The sequence below is a fragment of the Pseudomonas nitroreducens genome, assembly GCF_014204515.1.
Taxonomy (GTDB): Bacteria; Pseudomonadota; Gammaproteobacteria; order Pseudomonadales; family Pseudomonadaceae; genus Pseudomonas; species Pseudomonas nitritireducens_A.
Genome location: NZ_JACHLI010000038.1, coordinates 50,502 through 67,079 on the forward strand (window position 1 = coordinate 50,502; position 16,578 = coordinate 67,079).

General features: G+C 64.5%; 17 protein-coding genes and 1 tRNA gene. 8 read left to right on the forward strand and 10 right to left on the reverse strand.

The window, feature by feature from the left end; all coding sequences use genetic code 11:
• Positions 1-24 precede the first annotated feature (24 nt).
• The 5 genes from pyk to gcl all read right to left on the reverse strand — a co-directional run bounded on the left by pyk (position 25) and on the right by gcl (position 6,936).
• Complete coding sequence (gene pyk, locus HNP46_RS30805; protein ID WP_184596710.1) at positions 25-1,455, reverse strand: pyruvate kinase; 1,431 nt, start codon at positions 1,453-1,455, stop codon at positions 25-27.
• Positions 1,452-2,723: a glycerate kinase type-2 family protein gene (locus HNP46_RS30810; protein WP_184596712.1), complete on the reverse strand. Its 1,272-nt coding sequence runs from the start codon at positions 2,721-2,723 to the stop codon at positions 1,452-1,454. Before HNP46_RS30810 ends, pyk begins: the two co-directional genes overlap by 4 nt.
• A gap of 454 nt (positions 2,724-3,177) precedes the next feature.
• Positions 3,178-4,200 carry a 2-hydroxy-3-oxopropionate reductase gene (locus HNP46_RS30815; protein WP_409372477.1) on the reverse strand — a complete coding sequence of 341 codons (1,023 nt, stop codon included), beginning with the start codon at positions 4,198-4,200 and terminating at the stop codon, positions 3,178-3,180.
• Between the two features lie 45 nt (positions 4,201-4,245).
• Complete coding sequence (gene hyi, locus HNP46_RS30820; protein WP_184596714.1) at positions 4,246-5,028, reverse strand: hydroxypyruvate isomerase; 783 nt, start codon at positions 5,026-5,028, stop codon at positions 4,246-4,248.
• 132 nt (positions 5,029-5,160) lie between these two features.
• Positions 5,161-6,936 (reverse strand): glyoxylate carboligase, encoded by a 1,776-nt coding sequence (gene gcl, locus HNP46_RS30825; protein WP_184596716.1) that lies wholly within the window; start codon positions 6,934-6,936, stop codon positions 5,161-5,163.
• 346 nt (positions 6,937-7,282) lie between these two features.
• On the opposite strand from gcl, the gene HNP46_RS30830 reads away from it, so the two are divergent.
• Positions 7,283-7,714, forward strand: a complete 432-nt coding sequence (locus HNP46_RS30830) for a GlcG/HbpS family heme-binding protein (RefSeq protein WP_184596718.1) — start codon at positions 7,283-7,285, stop codon at positions 7,712-7,714.
• 265 nt (positions 7,715-7,979) lie between these two features.
• Here HNP46_RS30830 and HNP46_RS30835 read toward each other — a convergent pair whose 3' ends face one another.
• Complete coding sequence (locus HNP46_RS30835) at positions 7,980-8,636, reverse strand: TetR/AcrR family transcriptional regulator (RefSeq protein WP_184596719.1); 657 nt, start codon at positions 8,634-8,636, stop codon at positions 7,980-7,982.
• Positions 8,637-8,836: 200 nt separating this feature from the next.
• Here HNP46_RS30835 and moaA point away from each other — a divergent pair, with 200 nt between their 5' ends.
• From moaA to HNP46_RS30860, 5 genes are all read left to right on the forward strand, one after another.
• Positions 8,837-9,832, forward strand: coding sequence for a GTP 3',8-cyclase MoaA (moaA, locus tag HNP46_RS30840; RefSeq protein WP_184596721.1), 996 nt, complete (start codon positions 8,837-8,839; stop codon positions 9,830-9,832).
• Positions 9,833-9,896: 64 nt separating this feature from the next.
• The gene (locus HNP46_RS30845) at positions 9,897-10,715 is read left to right on the forward strand and encodes a substrate-binding periplasmic protein (RefSeq protein WP_260403315.1); all 819 of its coding nucleotides are present in this window, start codon (positions 9,897-9,899) and stop codon (positions 10,713-10,715) included.
• 59 nt (positions 10,716-10,774) lie between these two features.
• Positions 10,775-11,110, forward strand: coding sequence for a low molecular weight protein tyrosine phosphatase family protein (locus HNP46_RS30850; RefSeq protein WP_184596723.1), 336 nt, complete (start codon positions 10,775-10,777; stop codon positions 11,108-11,110).
• Entirely contained in the window at positions 11,107-11,592 is a 486-nt protein-coding gene (locus HNP46_RS30855) for a hypothetical protein (protein WP_184596725.1), read from the forward strand. Before HNP46_RS30850 ends, HNP46_RS30855 begins: the two co-directional genes overlap by 4 nt.
• A 72-nt stretch (positions 11,593-11,664) precedes the next feature.
• Positions 11,665-12,627: a formate/nitrite transporter family protein gene (locus tag HNP46_RS30860; RefSeq protein ID WP_184596727.1), complete on the forward strand. Its 963-nt coding sequence runs from the start codon at positions 11,665-11,667 to the stop codon at positions 12,625-12,627.
• A 35-nt stretch (positions 12,628-12,662) separates the two neighbouring features.
• Here the strand turns inward: HNP46_RS30860 and HNP46_RS30865 are convergent, their stop codons facing one another.
• Positions 12,663-13,946, reverse strand: coding sequence for an NAD(P)/FAD-dependent oxidoreductase (locus HNP46_RS30865; protein WP_184596729.1), 1,284 nt, complete (start codon positions 13,944-13,946; stop codon positions 12,663-12,665).
• Positions 13,947-14,132: 186 nt separating this feature from the next.
• Between HNP46_RS30865 and HNP46_RS30870 the strand changes: the two genes are divergently transcribed.
• Positions 14,133-14,209, forward strand: a tRNA-Val gene (locus HNP46_RS30870).
• Between the two features lie 112 nt (positions 14,210-14,321).
• Here the strand turns inward: HNP46_RS30870 and HNP46_RS30875 are convergent.
• Entirely contained in the window at positions 14,322-14,636 is a 315-nt protein-coding gene (locus tag HNP46_RS30875) for a hypothetical protein (RefSeq protein WP_184596731.1), read from the reverse strand.
• Positions 14,637-14,785: 149 nt separating this feature from the next.
• On the opposite strand from HNP46_RS30875, the gene HNP46_RS30880 reads away from it, so the two are divergent.
• A complete protein-coding gene (locus HNP46_RS30880) occupies positions 14,786-15,307 on the forward strand; it encodes a DUF4946 domain-containing protein (protein ID WP_184596733.1) in 522 nt (173 codons plus the stop codon).
• 69 nt (positions 15,308-15,376) lie between these two features.
• Here the strand turns inward: HNP46_RS30880 and HNP46_RS30885 are convergent, their stop codons facing one another.
• A complete protein-coding gene (locus tag HNP46_RS30885; protein ID WP_045217792.1) occupies positions 15,377-15,601 on the reverse strand; it encodes a hypothetical protein in 225 nt (74 codons plus the stop codon).
• A gap of 443 nt (positions 15,602-16,044) precedes the next feature.
• Complete coding sequence (locus HNP46_RS30890) at positions 16,045-16,398, reverse strand: histone-like nucleoid-structuring protein, MvaT/MvaU family (RefSeq protein WP_184596735.1); 354 nt, start codon at positions 16,396-16,398, stop codon at positions 16,045-16,047.
• Positions 16,399-16,578 lie beyond the last annotated feature (180 nt).

Consider the following 16,578-nt stretch of genomic DNA (forward strand, 5'->3'; position numbering starts at 1 on the left):
GGGAGAGGGGCTCTCAGGCCTGCATCAAACTTCCAACGCCGGCGCCACCGTCTCGATGCGCAGCATGTTGGTGCTGCCCGGCTGGCCAAACGGCACGCCGGCGGTGATCACCACGGTGTCCCCACGGCGCGCCATGCGCTGGGCCAGGGCGATGTCCAGGGCGGTGGAGCAGATCTCGTCGACATGGGCGAGCTGCGCGTTGACCACCGAGTGGACGCCCCAGGCCACGGTCAGGCGGCGGGCGGATTTCAGCTGCGGCGTCAGGCTGAGGATCGGTGCCTTGGGCCGTTCGCGGGAGGCGCGCAGGGTCGAGGCGCCGGACTCGGTGTAGTTCACCAGCACCGCCACCGGCAGGATGCGGCTGATCCGGCGGATCGCGCAGCTGATGGCGTCGGAGACGGTGGCGTCCGGTTCCGGGCGGTTGATCTCCAGCGTCGCCTGGTAGTCCGGCTCGGCTTCGACCTGGCGGATGATCTTCGCCATCATCTCCACCGCTTCACGCGGGTACTGGCCCGAGGCGCTCTCGGCGCTGAGCATCACGCAGTCGGCGCCTTCGCTGACGGCGTTGGCCACGTCGGTCACCTCGGCGCGGGTCGGCGCCGGGGAGAAGCGCATGGATTCGAGCATCTGCGTCGCCACCACCACCGGGCGGCCGAGCTGGCGGCAGACCTGGATGATGCGCTTCTGGATACCCGGCACGCTCTCGGCCGGCATCTCCACGCCGAGGTCGCCACGGGCGACCATGATCGCGTCGGACAGCTTGGCGATGGCTTCGATGGACTGCACCGCCGAAGGCTTCTCGATCTTCGCCATGAGGAAGGCCTTGTCGCCGATCAGCGCGCGGGCTTCCTCGATGTCCTCGGGGCGCTGCACGAAGGACAGCGCCACCCAGTCCACGCCCAGCTCCAGGCCGAAGCTCAGGTCACGGCGATCCTTGGCGGTCAGCGGGCTGAGCTTGAGCACGGCCTCGGGGACGTTGACGCCCTTGCGGTCGGACAGCTCGCCGCTGTTCATCACGCGGGTTTCGATGGCGTCGCTGTGGGCGTTGAGCACCAGCAGGCGAATCTTGCCGTCGTCCAGCAGCAGGCTCATGCCCGGCTCCAGCGCCTGGATGATTTCCGGGTGGGGCAGGGTGACACGCTGGGTGTCGCCTGGTGCGTCGTTCAGGTCGAGGGTGAAGGTCTGGCCCTTCTGCAGTTGCACCGCGCCGTCGGCGAAACGGCCCACGCGCAGCTTCGGACCCTGCAGGTCCATGAGGATGCCGATAGGGTAGTTCAGCTCGCTTTCCACTTCGCGCACCCAGGCGAAGCGCTGGGCGTGGTCGTCGTATTCGCCGTGGCTGAAGTTCAGGCGGAACAGGTTGGCGCCGGCTTCCACCAGGGCGCGGATGTCGTCGCGGCTTTTGATCGCCGGGCCCAGGGTGGCGAGAATTTTTACTTTCTTGTCAGGGGTCATTTGTCGTTCTCGAGGACCAGGATGGCGCGGAAGTCGTTGACGTTGGTGCGGGTCGGCTTGGTGATCACCAGGTCGCCCAGTTCAGCGAAGAAGCCGTAGCCGTTGTTGTTGTCGAGCTCGAGCAGCGGGTTCAGGCCGGCCTTGAGGGCGCGACTGTAGCTGCACGGACTCATCAGGGCACCGGCGTTGCTTTCCATGCCGTCGATGCCGTCGGTGTCCCCCGCCAGGGCCCAGATGTTCGGTTCACCTTTCAGGTCGGCGGTGAGGCTGAGGAGAAACTCGGCGTTGCGTCCGCCACGGCCATTGCCGCGCACGGTCACGGTGGTCTCGCCACCGGAGAGGATCAGGCACGGCGCCTTCAGCGGCTGGCCGTGCTTGCGGATCTGCCGGGCGATGCCGGCGTGGACCTTGGCCACCTCGCGGGACTCGCCTTCCAGGTCGCCCAGGATCAGCGTCGGAATACCCGCGGCTTCTGCCTTGGCAGCCACCGCGTCGATGGCGTGCTGGGGTGTGGCGATCAGCTTGAAGTGGCTGCGCGACAGGCACTCGTCACCGGGTTTGACGGTCTCCGAACGCGGGTCTTCCAGCCAGGCGCGCACGTTCGCCGGGATGTCGATGGCATAGCGCTTGAGGATCGCGAGGGCGTCGGCGGAGGTGGTCGGGTCGCCCACGGTTGGGCCGGACGCGATCACTGTAGCCTCGTCGCCGGGCACGTCGGAAATCGCGTAGGTGTACACGCTGGCCGGCCAGCAGGCGCGGGCCAGGCGGCCGCCCTTGATGGCGGAGAGGTGCTTGCGCACGCAGTTCATTTCGCTGATGGCGGCGCCGGATTTCAGCAGGGCCTTGTTCACGCTGCGCTTGTCGTCGAGGCTGATGCCTTCGGCGGGCAGGGCGAGCAGGGCGGAGCCGCCGCCGGAGAGCAGGAAGATCACCCGGTCGTTCTCGGAAAGGCCGCTGATCAGTTCCAGCACGCGGCGTGCAACGCGCTCGCCGGCATCGTCCGGCACCGGGTGCGAGGCTTCCACCACTTCGATGCTGCGGCACTGCGCGCCGTAGCCGTAGGGCGCCACGACGAGGCCTTCGACCTGGCCGTTCCAGTGTTGCTCGGCGACTTCGGCCATGGCCCCGGCGGCCTTGCCGGCGCCGATGACAATGGTGCGGCCGCCCGTATCGGCGGGCAGGTGCTGCGCCAGTACCTGGGCCGGATGCGCGGCGGCGATGGCGGTGTCGAACAGCTCGCGCAGGAAGGCGCGTGGGTCGAGGCTCATGTCAGGCTCCGGTGATTCTGGTTGTGGTGTTCCATGGCTCAGGCTTCTGTCTCGAGAAAGCTCTCTGTCTTCAGAAGACTCTCTGTCTTCAGAAGGCTCAGCGATGGAATCGAACATCCCGGCCGGCGAGGCCGTATTCCCTCCGGCCGGGTGTTCGAGTCGCTTTGCAGCGTGGCGGGCGAGGCCACTCCCATAACTTCGCCCGCCACTTTGCTCGGTGGCGGATAACACCTTTGGCGTTGTTCGCCCTACGTTTTGCTCTTCGTAGGATGGGTGGAGCTTGCGATACCCATCACCCAGGTTTGCAAGGGAGCGATGGGTATCGCTTCGCTCCACGCCATCCTACGAAGGCGCTTCGGCGGATAACGCCTGGGGCGTTATCCGCCCTACGTCGGTATTCCCCGCAGGGCGGATGAATCGGAGCGCTTCATGCGCCGATCAACGCGGCGCTTCTTCAGTCCTTGCGGATGGAGAAGTTGGCCATGTGCTCCAGGCCCTTGATCAGGCCGGAGTGGTCCCAGTTGCTGCCGCCGATGGCCGCGCAGGTGCTGAACACCTGCTGGGCGTTGGCGGTGTTGGGCAGGTTCAGGCCCAGTTCGCGAGCGCCGGCCAGGGCCAGGTTGAGGTCCTTCTGGTGCAGGCTGATGCGGAAGCCCGGATCGAAGGTGCCCTTGACCATGCGGTCGCCGTGCACTTCGAGGATGCGCGAGGAGGCGAAGCCGCCCATCAGCGCTTCACGCACCTTGGCCGGGTCGGCGCCGTTCTTCGCGGCGAACAGCAGGGCTTCGGCGACGGCCTGGATGTTCAGGGCGACGATGATCTGGTTGGCCACCTTGGCGGTCTGGCCGTCGCCATTGCCGCCGACGCGGGTGATGTTCTTGCCCATGGCCTGGAACAGCGGCAGGGCGCGTTCGAAGGTGTTCGGGCAGCCGCCGACCATGATGCTCAGGGACGCGGCCTTGGCGCCGACTTCACCGCCGGAAACCGGGGCGTCCAGGTACTGCGCGCCGGTGGCCTTGATCTTCTCGGCGAAGGTCTTGGTGGCGGTAGGGGAGATCGAGCTCATGTCGATCACCACCTTGTTCGGGCCCACGCCTTCGGCGATGCCGTCCTTGCGGAACAGCACGTCTTCCACCTGCGGGGTATCCGGGACCATCACGATGATGAACTCGGCTTCCTGGGCGACTTCCTTGGGGTTGGCCAGGCCGATGGCGCCGGCTTCGACCAGGGCTGCCGGAGCGGCATCGTGGTGGGTGGAAACGAAGATCTGGTGACCGGCTTTCTGCAGGTTCTGCGCCATGGGCAGGCCCATGATGCCGGTGCCGATGAATCCGATTTTGGCCATGAGGAATTCTCCTGGTTGTTCTTGTTGGGCTTTCGGCTCCCTGCGTACCCAGGGAGTCGTTGAGCAGTCCGTAGGATGGGCCGGGCGGCGTTTCGCGAGCTTGCGATACCCATCACCCAGCGGTGCCGGGATCGATGGGTATCGCTTCGCTCCACGCCATCCTACGAAGTGAGTCGGTCACACCACGTTGTGGCTCTTCAGCCAGCCGAGGCCGGCTTCGGTGGTGGTCCTGGGCTTGTATTCGCAGCCGACCCAGCCGCGGTAGCCGATGCGGTCCAGGTGGTCGAACAGGAAGCGGTAGTTGATCTCGCCGGTGCCCGGCTCGTGGCGGCCGGGGTTGTCGGCCAGCTGCACGTGGTTGATCGCGGCGAGGTTCTTCTCGATGGTCCGCGCCAGGTCACCTTCCATGATCTGCATGTGGTAGATGTCGTACTGCAGGAACAGATTGGCGCTGCCGACCTTCTCGCGGATGTCCTGGGCCTGCTGGGTGGTCTGCAGGTAGAAGCCGGGAATGTCGATCGTGTTGATCATTTCCATGACCAGCTTGATGCCCGCGGCTTCGAGCTTGCCCGCCGCGTACTCCAGGTTGTTCAGGAAGGTGTTCTCGATGGTCGCGCAGTCATGGCCCTGCGGACGGATGCCGGCCAGGCAGTTGACCTGGGTGTTGCCCAGGACCTTGGCGTAGGCGATGGCCTTGTCGACGCCGGCGCGGAATTCCTCGACGCGATCCGGGTGGCAGGCGATGCCGCGCTCGCCCTTGGCCCAGTCGCCGGCAGGCAGGTTGAACAGCACTTGTTCGAGCTGGTTGGCGTCCAGGCGGGCCTTGATCACCTCGGCCTCGACGTCATACGGAAACAGGTACTCGACACCGCTGAAACCGGCGCGCGCGGCGGCTTCGAAACGGTCGAGGAAGTCCACCTCGGTGAACAGCATGGACAGGTTGGCGCAGAAACGGGGCATGGGGTCACTCCTGTTGAACGGGTGGTGCGTGGCGCTCGGCTTCTTCGTGAAAGAGAGCAGGGGGTGGGGGACTCCCCGCCAGGAAATGTCCACCCCCAGCTCCTCCCCGCAGGGAGGAGTCGTGCGGTTCTGTCAGTCCAGCAGCGAGATGGCGGTGGGGGCGTCGATGCCCTTGAGCGCCAGCTCTTCGAACTCGTTGACCGCGTTGATCTCGGTACCCATGGAGATGTTGGTGACGCGCTCCAGGATGACCTCGACCACCACCGGTACACGGTGCTGCTGCATCAGCTCGCGAGCCTGGGCGAAGGCCGCGCCGATCTGGTTCGGGTCGGTCACGCGGATCGCCTTGCAGCCCAGGCCCTCGACCACGGCCACGTGGTCGACGCCATAGCCGTTGAGTTCCGGCGCGTTGACGTTCTCGAACGCCAGCTGCACGCAGTAGTCGATGTCGAAGCCGCGCTGCGCCTGGCGGATCAGGCCCAGGTAGGAGTTGTTCACCAGCACGTGGATGTACGGCAGGTTGAACTGCGCACCGGCGGCCAGCTCTTCGATCATGAACTGGAAGTCATAGTCGCCCGACAGCGCGACGACCTGACGGCTCGGATCGGCCTTGACCACGCCCAGCGCTGCCGGAATGGTCCAGCCCAGCGGGCCGGCCTGGCCGCAGTTGATCCAGTGGCGCGGCTTGTAGACGTGGAGGAACTGCGCGCCGGCGATCTGCGACAGGCCGATGGTGCTGACGTAGCAGGTGTCCTTGCCGAAGAACTCGTTCATCTCTTCGTAGACGCGCTGCGGCTTGACCGGCACGTTGTCGAAGTGGGTCTTGCGCTGCAGGGTGCGCTTGCGCTCGCGGCAGGACTCGACCCAGGCGCTGCGGTCCTTCAGCTTGCCGGCGGCTTTCCACTCGCGGGCGACTTCGAGGAACACGTCCAGGGCGGAACCGGCGTCGGACACGATGCCCAGGTCCGGGGTGAACACGCGGCCGATCTGGGTCGGTTCGATGTCCACGTGGACGAACTTGCGGCCCGCGGTGTAGACGTCGACCGAACCGGTGTGACGGTTGGCCCAGCGGTTGCCGATGCCGAACACCAGGTCCGACTCCAGCACGGTGGCGTTGCCGTAGCGGTGCGAGGTCTGCAGACCGCACATGCCGGCCATCAGCGGGTGATCGTCGGGGATGGTGCCCCAGCCCATCAGGGTCGGCACCACCGGCACGCCGGTCAGCTCGGCGAACTCCACCAGCTTGTCGGAAGCGTCGGCGTTGATGATGCCGCCGCCGGCGCAGAGCAGCGGGCGCTCGGCGTCATTGAGCAGGGCCAGGGCTTTCTCGGCCTGGGCGCGGGTGGCCTTGGGCTTGTTCACCGCCAGCGGCTCGTAGGCGTCGATGTCGAATTCGATCTCGGCCATCTGCACGTCGAACGGCAGGTCGATCAGCACCGGGCCGGGACGGCCGCTGCGCATTTCGAAGAAGGCCTTCTGGAAGGCGTAGGGCACCTGGCCCGGCTCCAGCACGGTGGTCGCCCACTTGGTGACCGGCTTGACGATGCTGGTGATGTCCACGGCCTGGAAGTCTTCCTTGTGCATACGCGCACGGGGAGCCTGGCCGGTGATGCAGAGGATCGGGATGGAGTCGGCGGAAGCCGAGTACAGGCCGGTGACCATGTCGGTGCCGGCGGGGCCGGAAGTGCCGATGCACACGCCGATGTTGCCGGCGTTGGTGCGGGTGTAGCCCTCGGCCATGTGCGAGGCGCCTTCCACGTGGCGGGCCAGGACGTGATCGATGCCACCGAGTTTCTTCATGGCCGCATACATGGGGTTGATGGCGGCGCCCGGTACGCCGAAGGCGGTATCGACGCCTTCGCGACGCATGACGAGTACGGCAGCCTCGATTGCTCTCATTCTGGCCATATTTTGTTCCTCGGTTCTTATACTGATTGTGTACAAAAGTTGAGGCGATTCTAGGCAGGCAATTCGACGAAGGTCAAGACGGGTTGTATACGAGGGACTGAGCGGTCATTTTTCCATGAAAGCCTTCTATTACGCTGCTTTGCGCGAAAACCTGAGCGCAGGGTCAAACTATCGTTTGAAAAAATGTATACAAAAATAGATGTGAATTGTCCTTTTAAGTTGCTTTGAGTGAGACCTTCGGCTACTAGATTGCGTACAGATTTCTGATACGCGTGTGCGCAGCTTTTATCCGTGCGCATGCCGTGGCCCCGACTTGTCCACCTATCAACTTGAAGAGGAAAACCTCATGAGCATCCTGAGTCTGGAAACCGCCCTGGACATCACTCGCCACGCCCTGGTCGCCAGCCGCGAGCTGTCCACCGCGCCACTGACCATCGCTGTGCTGGATGCCGGCGGGCACCTGCTGAGCCTGCAGCGCGAGGATGGGGCGAGCATGCTTCGTCCGCAGATCGCCATCGGCAAGGCATGGGGCGCGGTAGCGCTGGGCAAGTCGTCGCGAGTGCTCGCGGCGGACGCTCAGCAGCGGCCGTCGTTCATCGCTGCGGTGAACACCCTGGCGCAAGGCAACGTGGTGCCCGCACCGGGCGGTGTGCTGATCCGCAATTCGGCCAATGAAGTGATAGGCGCCATCGGTATCAGCGGCGACGCCTCGGACATCGACGAGCAATGCGCGATCCGTGGCGTGCAGGCGCTGGGGCTGGTGGCGGACGCGGGCTGATCGGGGAGGGTGTAGCGCGCACTTCACCGTGCACTTGCCCCGCTTCTACAGGATATTTCTGCGCTCTTGCCGGCCCTCACCCTCACCCTAACCCTCTCCCAAGGGGAGAGGGCCCGTTCGGCGCAGGGAGAACCCACAACATCAGCCGGCACGTTCTGCCCCCTCTCCCTCAGGAGCGGGGCGCGCAGCCAGGGCTGGGGTGAGGGGGAGCTCAGCTCCGGACATTCCGGAGACGTGAGTTGCTCCTGCGGGCGCAGCTTTACGCTCAGATCGACAACGGCCGCAGTCGCCCCTGCGGCTTGTTCTCGCCACTGCCGTTATCCGGCGCAGTGCCACGCAGCACCAGGCGGGTGATGGTCTCGGTGGCCGCCTCGAAATCCGCATCGCTGAGGCTGGTCTTGCCGGTGACCATGGAAATCTGCCAGTCGAAATCGGCGTAGGTCTGGGTCGCCGCCCAGATAGTGAACAGCAGGTGATGCGGGTCCACCGGCGCCAGCAGGCCGCGGTCGATCCAGCTCTGCAGGCAGGCGATGTTGCGTTGCGCCTGGGCATTCAGCTCGTCCAGGTATTCCTTGGGCAGGTGCGGCGCGCCATGCATCAGTTCGCTGGCGAATACCTTGGACGCGTGCGGCAGCTCCTGGGAAATCCTCACCTTGGAGCGGATATAGGCGCGCAGCGCCTCGCTCGGCTCATCGTCCTCGCGAAACGGCGCGGAAGCCTGCAGCAGCGGCTCGACCACGCTTTCCAGCACGCAGCGGTAGAGGTTTTCCTTGGACTGGAAGTAGTAGTAGACGTTGGGCTTGGGCAGCCCGGCGCGCGCGGCGATGTCGCTGGTCTTGGTCGCCGCGAACCCCTTCTCGGCGAATTCCTCGCTGGCGGCGCGCAGGATCAGGCGCCGGTTACGCTCGCGAATGCTGGTCATTGGCTGGTCTTCTTTCTTGTATTGCGTGGTCGCCCAACGGGGCCGGGCATGGTAGCACCGGGCTTCGGAGGCCCTCAACTGAGGCGCCTGTACGCATTTTCCTGACTCACGGGTCGGTTTTCTGTGTACAGCGACGAACTTCTGCGGTATTTCTAGCGCACTTTCGTTCGGCACCTGCCATCCGGAACTGCCCACTGCCCATGCCTGATTCCCAGCTGGTCGACCCCTTCGGTCGACGCATCACCTACCTGCGCCTGTCGGTCACCGACCGCTGCGACTTCCGCTGCACCTACTGCATGAGCGAAGACATGCAGTTCCTGCCGCGCGACCAGGTATTGAGCCTGGAAGAACTCGAAGCCGTCGCCGATGCCTTCATCGGCCTGGGCGTGAAGCGCATCCGCATCACCGGCGGCGAGCCGCTGGTACGCAAGGGCCTGACCAGTCTGCTGGCGAAGCTGGGCGCGCGCGCGGAACTGGACGATCTCTCCATCACCACCAATGGCTCGCAATTGCGCGAGCGTGCGGCCGAGCTGCGCGCTGCCGGCGTACGCCGCCTGAACATCAGCCTGGACTCGCTGCGCCGCGAGCGCTTCGCCGCCTTCATCCGCTCCGACAAGCTGGAGCAGGTGCTCGACGGAATCGACGCCGCCCGCGAAGCCGGCTTCGCGCGCATCAAGCTCAATGCCGTGGTGCAGAAAGGCCGCAACGACGACGAAGTCTGCGACCTGGTGGCCTTCGCGCTGGAGAAGGGCATCGATATCAGCTTCATCGAGGAGATGCCGCTGGGCAGCGTCAGCAGCCACGAGCGCAAGCAGACCCTGTGCAGCAGCGACGAAGTCCGCGCGCAGCTCGCCGAACGCTGGCAATTGCTGCCGACGCCCGAGCGTAGCGGCGGGCCGTCGCGCTACTACCGCATCGACGGCTACGCCAGCCGCATCGGCTTCATTTCTCCGCACAGCCACAACTTCTGCGGCGACTGCAATCGCGTGCGGGTGACCGCCGAAGGCAAGCTGGTGCTCTGCCTCGGCCACGAGGGCGCGCTGGACCTGCGCCAGTTGCTGCGCGAACACCCCGGCGACAGCGCGCGCCTGCGCGAGGCGCTGATGCAGGCGCTGCAGCTCAAGCCCGAGCGCCATCATTTCGAAGCCGACCAGCAGGTGCAGGTGCTGCGCTTCATGAGCATGACCGGCGGCTGAGTCCGCCACGGCGGGTTGCCTGACCCGTCCGACAGAACAACAACAACGTCACAAGGAGAGTCGTTTGAAGCTCAAGGCCTTCTGCTGGGCGCTCGCCAGCACCCTTTCAACAAGCGCCATGGCGCAGACCTACGTGGTCGGCGTCGAGAACCTCGCCTTCGCCCCGCACTACAGCACCGACGCACAGGGCAACTACCAGGGTTTCGCCCGCGAACTGCTGGACCTGTTCGCCGGCAGCAGCGGCATCGCCCTGGAGTACCGCCCGCTGCCGGTGGATGCACTGCTGCCGGCGCTGCTGTCCGGCCAGGTCGATCTCAAGTACCCCGACAACCCCAACTGGGCGCCGGAACAGAAGGCGGGAAAAACCCTGCGCTACAGCCAGCCGGTTACCCAGTACGTCGACGGTGTGCTGGTAGCGCCGGAGCGGCTGGGGCAGGGCGTCGGTGCGCTGAAGACGCTGGCGCTGGTGGAAGGCTGGACGCCGCGCGGCTACGAGCAGCAGGTGCAGGCCGGGCAGATCGGCGTCGCCCCCAGCGCCGACCTCAAGCAGATGATGCATAGCGCCCTGAAGAAGCAGGCCGACGGCGTCTACTTCAACGTGGTGGTCGCCACCTTTTACCTCGACAACATCCGCGCCAAGCCGGGCGCGCTGGTGTTCGATCCGTCACTGCCGCACACCCGCAGCGCTTTCCACCTGTCCACGCTCAGGCACGGCGAGCTGGTCGAGCGCTTCGACCGCTTCCTCGTCGATCACGCCGGTGAGGTGGCCGCACTCAAGGCCAGGTACGGCGTCGAGGCCAGCCTGGATTCCGAGCACCTGGGCGTCGAGCAGTGGAAAGTCGACTTCCTCGAACGCCAGAAAGCCAAACAGAAGTCGCCCTGAGCCGCCTTCTTCCCTAGAATCGCCGCTGCCGTTCGCGCGCCAGCCGTAGGGAGGATGAAGTGCGCCGCGCTTTGTTCATCTGCAGCCGCAATCGCTTGCGCAGCCCCACCGCCGAAACCGTCTTCGCCAGCTGGCCGGAGGTCGAGAGCGACTCCGCCGGGCTGGCGCCGGACGCCGAAGTGCCGCTGAGCGCCGAACAACTGGAATGGGCCGACCTGGTCTTCGTCATGGAGCGCCGGCACCGGCAGGCGCTGCTGCGCCGCTTCCCCGCCGCCATGCGCGGCAAGCGCCTGGTGTGCCTGGACATCCCCGACGACTACGCCTATCTGCAGCCCGAACTGGTGCTCCTGCTGGAACGCAAGGTCGGGCCCTTGCTTGGCGTGGAGCGGGCATGAGCGAGATCCGCATCGCGCTGCGCGACGGCGTCCTGGTCTGTCCCGGTTTCCGCATCCAGGCTCAGCCCGAACCCTCGCTGGCCATCGATGGCGACCTGCTCTGGGCGCTGGAGCAGCCGCAGTGGTGCGAACTTGCCGTATCGCTGGAAGAGCGCGACGGTATTTGCTGGATCGCGCCTCTGCCGCTGGCGCAGCAGGGTGGCTTCGATCCGCAGCGGGTAATCGGCTGGCGCGACGAGCCGGTGCGCATCGAACAGCCCGCAGGCGTCGAGGATGCCGAAGCCGCCATCCACTGGTGGCGCGGCGGCACGGTCGAGGATGTGCGCGGGCGTATCAGCCACCATCCCTGGGGGCGTCTGCTGCGGCTCGAAGGGCCGGGTATCGCGGCCGAACACATTCTCTTTCCACGCGAGCACGCCTGCGTCTACTTCGGCCATCTCGATACCGACTGGCGTCGCCTGCGCTTCGAACCGCTCGCCTGACGCCACAACTTTGCGGAACCGAAGCGGGAGGGTCGCAGCCTAAATCTGCACTGTCCCAGCGAGGTGCCTTGCATGGCCACGGAAAAACCTCCCGCACGCGGTGGTGTGCGTGCCAAGCCGAGCGCGTCGAGCGCGAAGAAGTCCGCTCCGCGCAATCCTTCCCGCAGCTCAAAAGCCGCTAGTGACACGGCGGACGAACTCTCCGCCGAGGAGCGCCGCAAGGTCGAGAAAAGCCAGCCGCCGCGCGCGTTGGTGCTGCATGAAGTCATCCGCCTGCAGGGCAATCACGAACTGGAGCGCACCCTGGCCGCGCTCTGGTGGTCGGCACTGGCCGCCGGGCTGACCATCGGTCTGTCGCTGATGGCCATGGGGCTGTTCCGTGCGCGGCTGCCGGAGCACGACATGGCGGTGATCACCACCAGCCTCGGCTACCCGGTGGGCTTTCTGGCGATCATCCTGGCGCGCCAGCAACTGTTCACCGAGAACACCCTGACGGCGGTGCTGCCGGTGATGAGTGAGCCAACGCTGGAAAAATTCGGCCAATTGCTGCGCCTATGGTCGGTGGTGCTGGCGGGCAATATCGTCGGCGCGCTGCTGTTCGCCTACGGCATGCTGCACCTGCCGATCTTCGATACCCAGGTGGACCAGGCCTTCCTCGACATCGGCCGCGAGGTGATGAAGAACGACCACTGGCAGATGTTCTCCAAGGGCATCGTCTCCGGCTGGATGATCGCTACCATGGTCTGGCTTGTGCCGGCGGCGGAAAACGCCAAGGTGTGGATCATCTTCCTGGTCACCTACCTGATGGCGCTGGGCAGTTTCAGTCACATCGTGGTGGGCACCTGCGAGGTCGGTTACCTGATGTTCGCCGGCGAGGTCGGGCTGGCCGCGTTCATCCTCGACTTCGCCCTGCCGACGCTGGTGGGCAATATCGTCGGCGGCAGCCTGATCTTCGCCCTGATGAGCCATGCCCAGGTGCGCAGCGATACCTCATCGCCGCCGGAAAAAGTCCCGCAAAAGAAAACGGCGCCCTGAGGCGCCGTTTTTCTGCGTGCGGTAGACAGCGGGGATCAGATGCCCAGCTTGTCGCGCATGGTGTAGTACCAGGCGCCGATCGCGGAGAACGGCACCTGGAACATGCGGCCGCCCGGGAAGGGGTAGTGCGGCAGGGTGGCGAAGGCGTCGAAGCGCTCGGCCTGGCCACGCAGCACTTCGGCCAGCAGCTTGCCGGCCAGGTGGGTGTAGGTCACGCCGTGGCCGGAGCAGCCCTGGGAGTAGTAGATGTTGTCGCCGATGCGGCCAACTTGCGGCAGACGCGAGAGGGTCAGCAGGAAGTTGCCGGTCCAGGCGAAATCGATCTTCACGTCCTTCAGCTGCGGGAACACCTTGAGCATCTTCGGACGGATGATCGCCTCGATGTTCGACGGGTCGCGCGCACCGTAGACCACGCCACCACCGAAGATCAGGCGGTTGTCGCCGGTCAGGCGGTAGTAGTCGAGCAGGTAGTTGCAGTCCTCGACGCAGTAGTCGGTCGGCAGCAGGGACTTGGCCAGGTCGGCGCTCAGCGGCTCGGTGGTGATCACCTGGGTACCGCACGGCATGGACTTGGAAGCCAGCTCCGGCACCAGGCCGCCGAGGTAGGCGTTACCGGCCACCACGATGAACTTGGCCTTCACGCGGCCCTGCGGGGTGTGCACCACCGGGTTGGCGCCGCGGTCGATCTTCACCGCCGGGGACTGCTCGTGGATCACGCCGCCCAGGGACTCCACGGCTGCGGCTTCGCCCAGGGCGAGGTTCAGCGGGTGGATGTGGCCGCCGCTCATGTCGAGCATGCCGCCGACATAGCTGTCGGTGCCGACGACTTCACGGATGCGCTTGGCGTCCATCAGTTCCAGCTGGGTGTGGCCGAAGCGCTCCCACAGCTTTTTCTGCGACTCCAGGTGACCCATCTGCTTGGTGCTGAGGGCTGCGAACACGCCGCCGTCCTTCAGGTCGCACTGGATGTTGTACTTGGCGATGCGCTCGCGAATGATGCGGCCGCCTTCGAAGGCCATGTCGCCCAGCAGCTTGGCTTGCTTGGCGCCGACCGTGCGTTCGATGACGTCGATGTCGCGGCTATAGCTGTTGACGATCTGACCGCCGTTGCGGCCCGACGCGCCGAAACCGACCTTGGCGGCTTCCAGCACGGTGACCTTGAAGCCGTTTTCCAGCAGGAACAGGGCGGTCGACAGGCCGGTGTAGCCTGCGCCGATCACGCAGACATCGGTTTCCACCTCGCCCTGCAGTTCAGGACGGGCCGGAACCGGGTTGGCCGAAGCTGCGTAATAGGAAGAGGGGTAGGAGGTGTGCGGCATAATGCACCTGTGTTTGTTATTTTTTACGAGATGTGCGGATGCTACCTGAGTCGAATCGGGGCGGCTAGTGCCCGTGCAAAATAATTTACGGACGGTCGAACATAAAAAAATTCACTTTTTCAGTGGCTTAGCTGAAAAAAGTGCTTGACGCTCTAAAACGATCGCGTAGAATGCGCCCCACACGACAGGCACATAGCTCAGTTGGTTAGAGCACCACCTTGACATGGTGGGGGTCGTTGGTTCGAGTCCAATTGTGCCTACCAAACATAATCGCTTCGGCGATTTCAGAAAGGGCGATCCGCAAGGGTCGCCCTTTTTGTTTTGGGCGTTTTCTGGGGTGGCGTTTGCGCGCTGACGTGGCGCGCTGCTGGCGTTCTAGTTCATTGCATTCCGGTGTTCGCTCTCGGTTTCATACTGCCGGCACTTCTGCTCGGCGGCGGCGAATGCCTCGTCGGGTGTCTGCTCTCCCTGGTAGCCGAAGCGCACGAAGTACCTGACGATAACCTGCGTGTCCGCATCCAGCGTAGCGTTCCTTTCGTGAACGGCTGCCACTGCCTGCTGCTCGGTTCGCCCTTCGTCCCGGTACATGGCTCCCGCGCGGGCGAACAGGCCGATGCCGGTGCAGAACTCCGAGGCCTGTGCGCCGGCGGCGAGGGTGGTGAGCAGGAACAACAGGGTGAGCTTCTTCATGCGACCTCACTGAGCCTGCGATTTCTTACTACCTGTCAGTATGGCGCCTGCGGAGGTCTTCTGCTCGGCGCTGTGCCGAGAGGTCGCCGCCTGCGAAATGGCCGGCACGCCTGCTATGGTGTTCCCTTGGAATGTGTTCGGAGGTGGTGATGGGCGGTCTGCGAGCCTGGTTGTTGCTCGGTGTCCTGATGGCGCCGTTGCCGGCGTTGGCGGAAATGCAGGTGATCTGGCCGCAGGGCTGGGAAGTGTCGCGCTCGCCGGCGGATGCGGTGTCCGATGCGCCGGTGGTTCGCCAGCGCGGCGTGCGCATGGCCGAGGACGGCTCCCAGGACCTGGTCATGGAGGTCACCCGCAGTCGGCTTGGCTCGGGAATCACCGTCAGTGTCGAGAATGTCATCGTCGAGATGCGCAAGGCGTTGCAGAAGGACTTCATGCGCCAGGGCTTCCAGGCAGCTTGCAGCAAGCCGCTGGATACGAAGCTGGGTGGGCTGAGCGGGCTCGAGGTGCATTGCGGCATCAGTCAGAACGGCACCGAGGTGCTCAAGCAGACCGTGCAGGTCGCGCTGGGTGATGGGGTGGCCTATTCGCTGACCTATGCGGCGCCGGCGCAGCGCTATGCGGCGTTGATGGCGGAGATCGAATCGGTGAAGGCGGGCATCAGCCTGAACTGAGTGCTGCCTATATATAGAAGGCAGAAAAGCAAAAGCCCCGCTCATGCGGGGCTTTTTTCGTTTCCAGGCTCAGGCAGCGATGGTGGCCTGCACTCGCTGGATCACCGCGCTCAGCGGTGCCTCGCCCTGGTATTGCTGGGGGTAGAGGCGCTCGGTGTGCTTGGCGATGCCATGCTCGTTCACCAGGGTGAAGCTGAAGCCATGCTTGCGCTTGGCCTGGATGACGCAGTTCAGAGGGGCGAAGGCCGCCGAAAGGGTGCGAATCGCCTCCTGGATTTGCAGGGAGGTTTTCATTGTCTTGTCTTTCCAAATAGGTAACGGTCCTATGACCGTCGAAATCGTCAAAAGCTCCGGGTGCAATCTGAGAATGCAGAATACGTGTGACCGGAATATGGCAGCGATTGGAAACTTGAGGGTCTGTTCGCGTCAGGCTGCGATGTTGGGTGAAAGCAGAGGATCTGACGTGGGGCGCTGGTCGCTCGGGCAAATGTTCCTGGCGCGGTTGGCGTGCTCTGGAATCGATGCGGAGGAGGCGCTGGCCGTGGCCCTGTAGAGCCCAGCTTCTGCCCTGGATCAGGTAGGGAGTGCTGGGAGGGGCGACCTTGGGTTTGGTGTTCGCTGTCGGCCAGTATAAGGATTTCTTCTAACGATGGCTAGTTTTTATACAGCCGTCTGTCAGAAGCTGCCGAGCGAAGGGGGAAATTCCGCGGAGCGGGAGCGCTCCGCGGAAGATCGGCTCACTGCAGCCAGGATTCCACGGTGTCACCACCGTATTGTTGCTTCCAGGCTTTCAGGGTCTTGTGGTTGCCGCCCTTGGTTTCGATGGTCTCGCCGTTGTGCGGGTTCTTGTAGACCTTCAGTTGGCGGGTGCGGCGCGGCTGCTGTGCGGCGGCCGGCTCGGTGGAAGTCTGCGGGTCGAGAATGTTGATGACATTGCGCAGGTTCATGCCGTACTGGTCCATCAAGGCTTGCAGTTGATCCTTGAACTCCAGTTCCTTTTTCAGGCCGCCATCGCTCTTGAGTTTCTCGAGCAGGGCGAGTTGTTCCTGGAGTTTGCGCTCGGCTTCGCGGAATTCCGCAAGTTTGGACATCTGGGTGCTCCCGTCTACAGGGTGATTAGTACGGCGAGATTCTCTGTTCTATTGATTGTTCGCGTCAACTGAATAGATAAATTGTGGAGGTGCGGACAATTTCTTGGACTACCTGAGGTGGTAGCTCATGTATTCATACGAGGATCGGCAACGTGCCGTTCGGCTTTACATCAAACTCGG

What these genes read in the sequence shown, in the direction of transcription:
- pyk (WP_184596710.1), bottom strand. Translation starts at nt 1,455, where the DNA reads ATGACCCCTGACAAGAAAGTAAAAATTCTCGCCACCCTGGGCCCGGCG.
- HNP46_RS30810 (WP_184596712.1), bottom strand. Translation starts at nt 2,723, where the DNA reads ATGAGCCTCGACCCACGCGCCTTCCTGCGCGAGCTGTTCGACACCGCC.
- hyi (WP_184596714.1), bottom strand. Translation starts at nt 5,028, where the DNA reads ATGCCCCGTTTCTGCGCCAACCTGTCCATGCTGTTCACCGAGGTGGAC.
- gcl (WP_184596716.1), bottom strand. Translation starts at nt 6,936, where the DNA reads ATGGCCAGAATGAGAGCAATCGAGGCTGCCGTACTCGTCATGCGTCGC.
- HNP46_RS30830 (WP_184596718.1), top strand. Translation starts at nt 7,283, where the DNA reads ATGAGCATCCTGAGTCTGGAAACCGCCCTGGACATCACTCGCCACGCC.
- HNP46_RS30835 (WP_184596719.1), bottom strand. Translation starts at nt 8,636, where the DNA reads ATGACCAGCATTCGCGAGCGTAACCGGCGCCTGATCCTGCGCGCCGCC.
- moaA (WP_184596721.1), top strand. Translation starts at nt 8,837, where the DNA reads ATGCCTGATTCCCAGCTGGTCGACCCCTTCGGTCGACGCATCACCTAC.
- HNP46_RS30855 (WP_184596725.1), top strand. Translation starts at nt 11,107, where the DNA reads ATGAGCGAGATCCGCATCGCGCTGCGCGACGGCGTCCTGGTCTGTCCC.
- HNP46_RS30860 (WP_184596727.1), top strand. Translation starts at nt 11,665, where the DNA reads ATGGCCACGGAAAAACCTCCCGCACGCGGTGGTGTGCGTGCCAAGCCG.
- HNP46_RS30865 (WP_184596729.1), bottom strand. Translation starts at nt 13,946, where the DNA reads ATGCCGCACACCTCCTACCCCTCTTCCTATTACGCAGCTTCGGCCAAC.
- HNP46_RS30875 (WP_184596731.1), bottom strand. Translation starts at nt 14,636, where the DNA reads ATGAAGAAGCTCACCCTGTTGTTCCTGCTCACCACCCTCGCCGCCGGC.
- HNP46_RS30880 (WP_184596733.1), top strand. Translation starts at nt 14,786, where the DNA reads ATGGGCGGTCTGCGAGCCTGGTTGTTGCTCGGTGTCCTGATGGCGCCG.
- HNP46_RS30885 (WP_045217792.1), bottom strand. Translation starts at nt 15,601, where the DNA reads ATGAAAACCTCCCTGCAAATCCAGGAGGCGATTCGCACCCTTTCGGCG.
- HNP46_RS30890 (WP_184596735.1), bottom strand. Translation starts at nt 16,398, where the DNA reads ATGTCCAAACTTGCGGAATTCCGCGAAGCCGAGCGCAAACTCCAGGAA.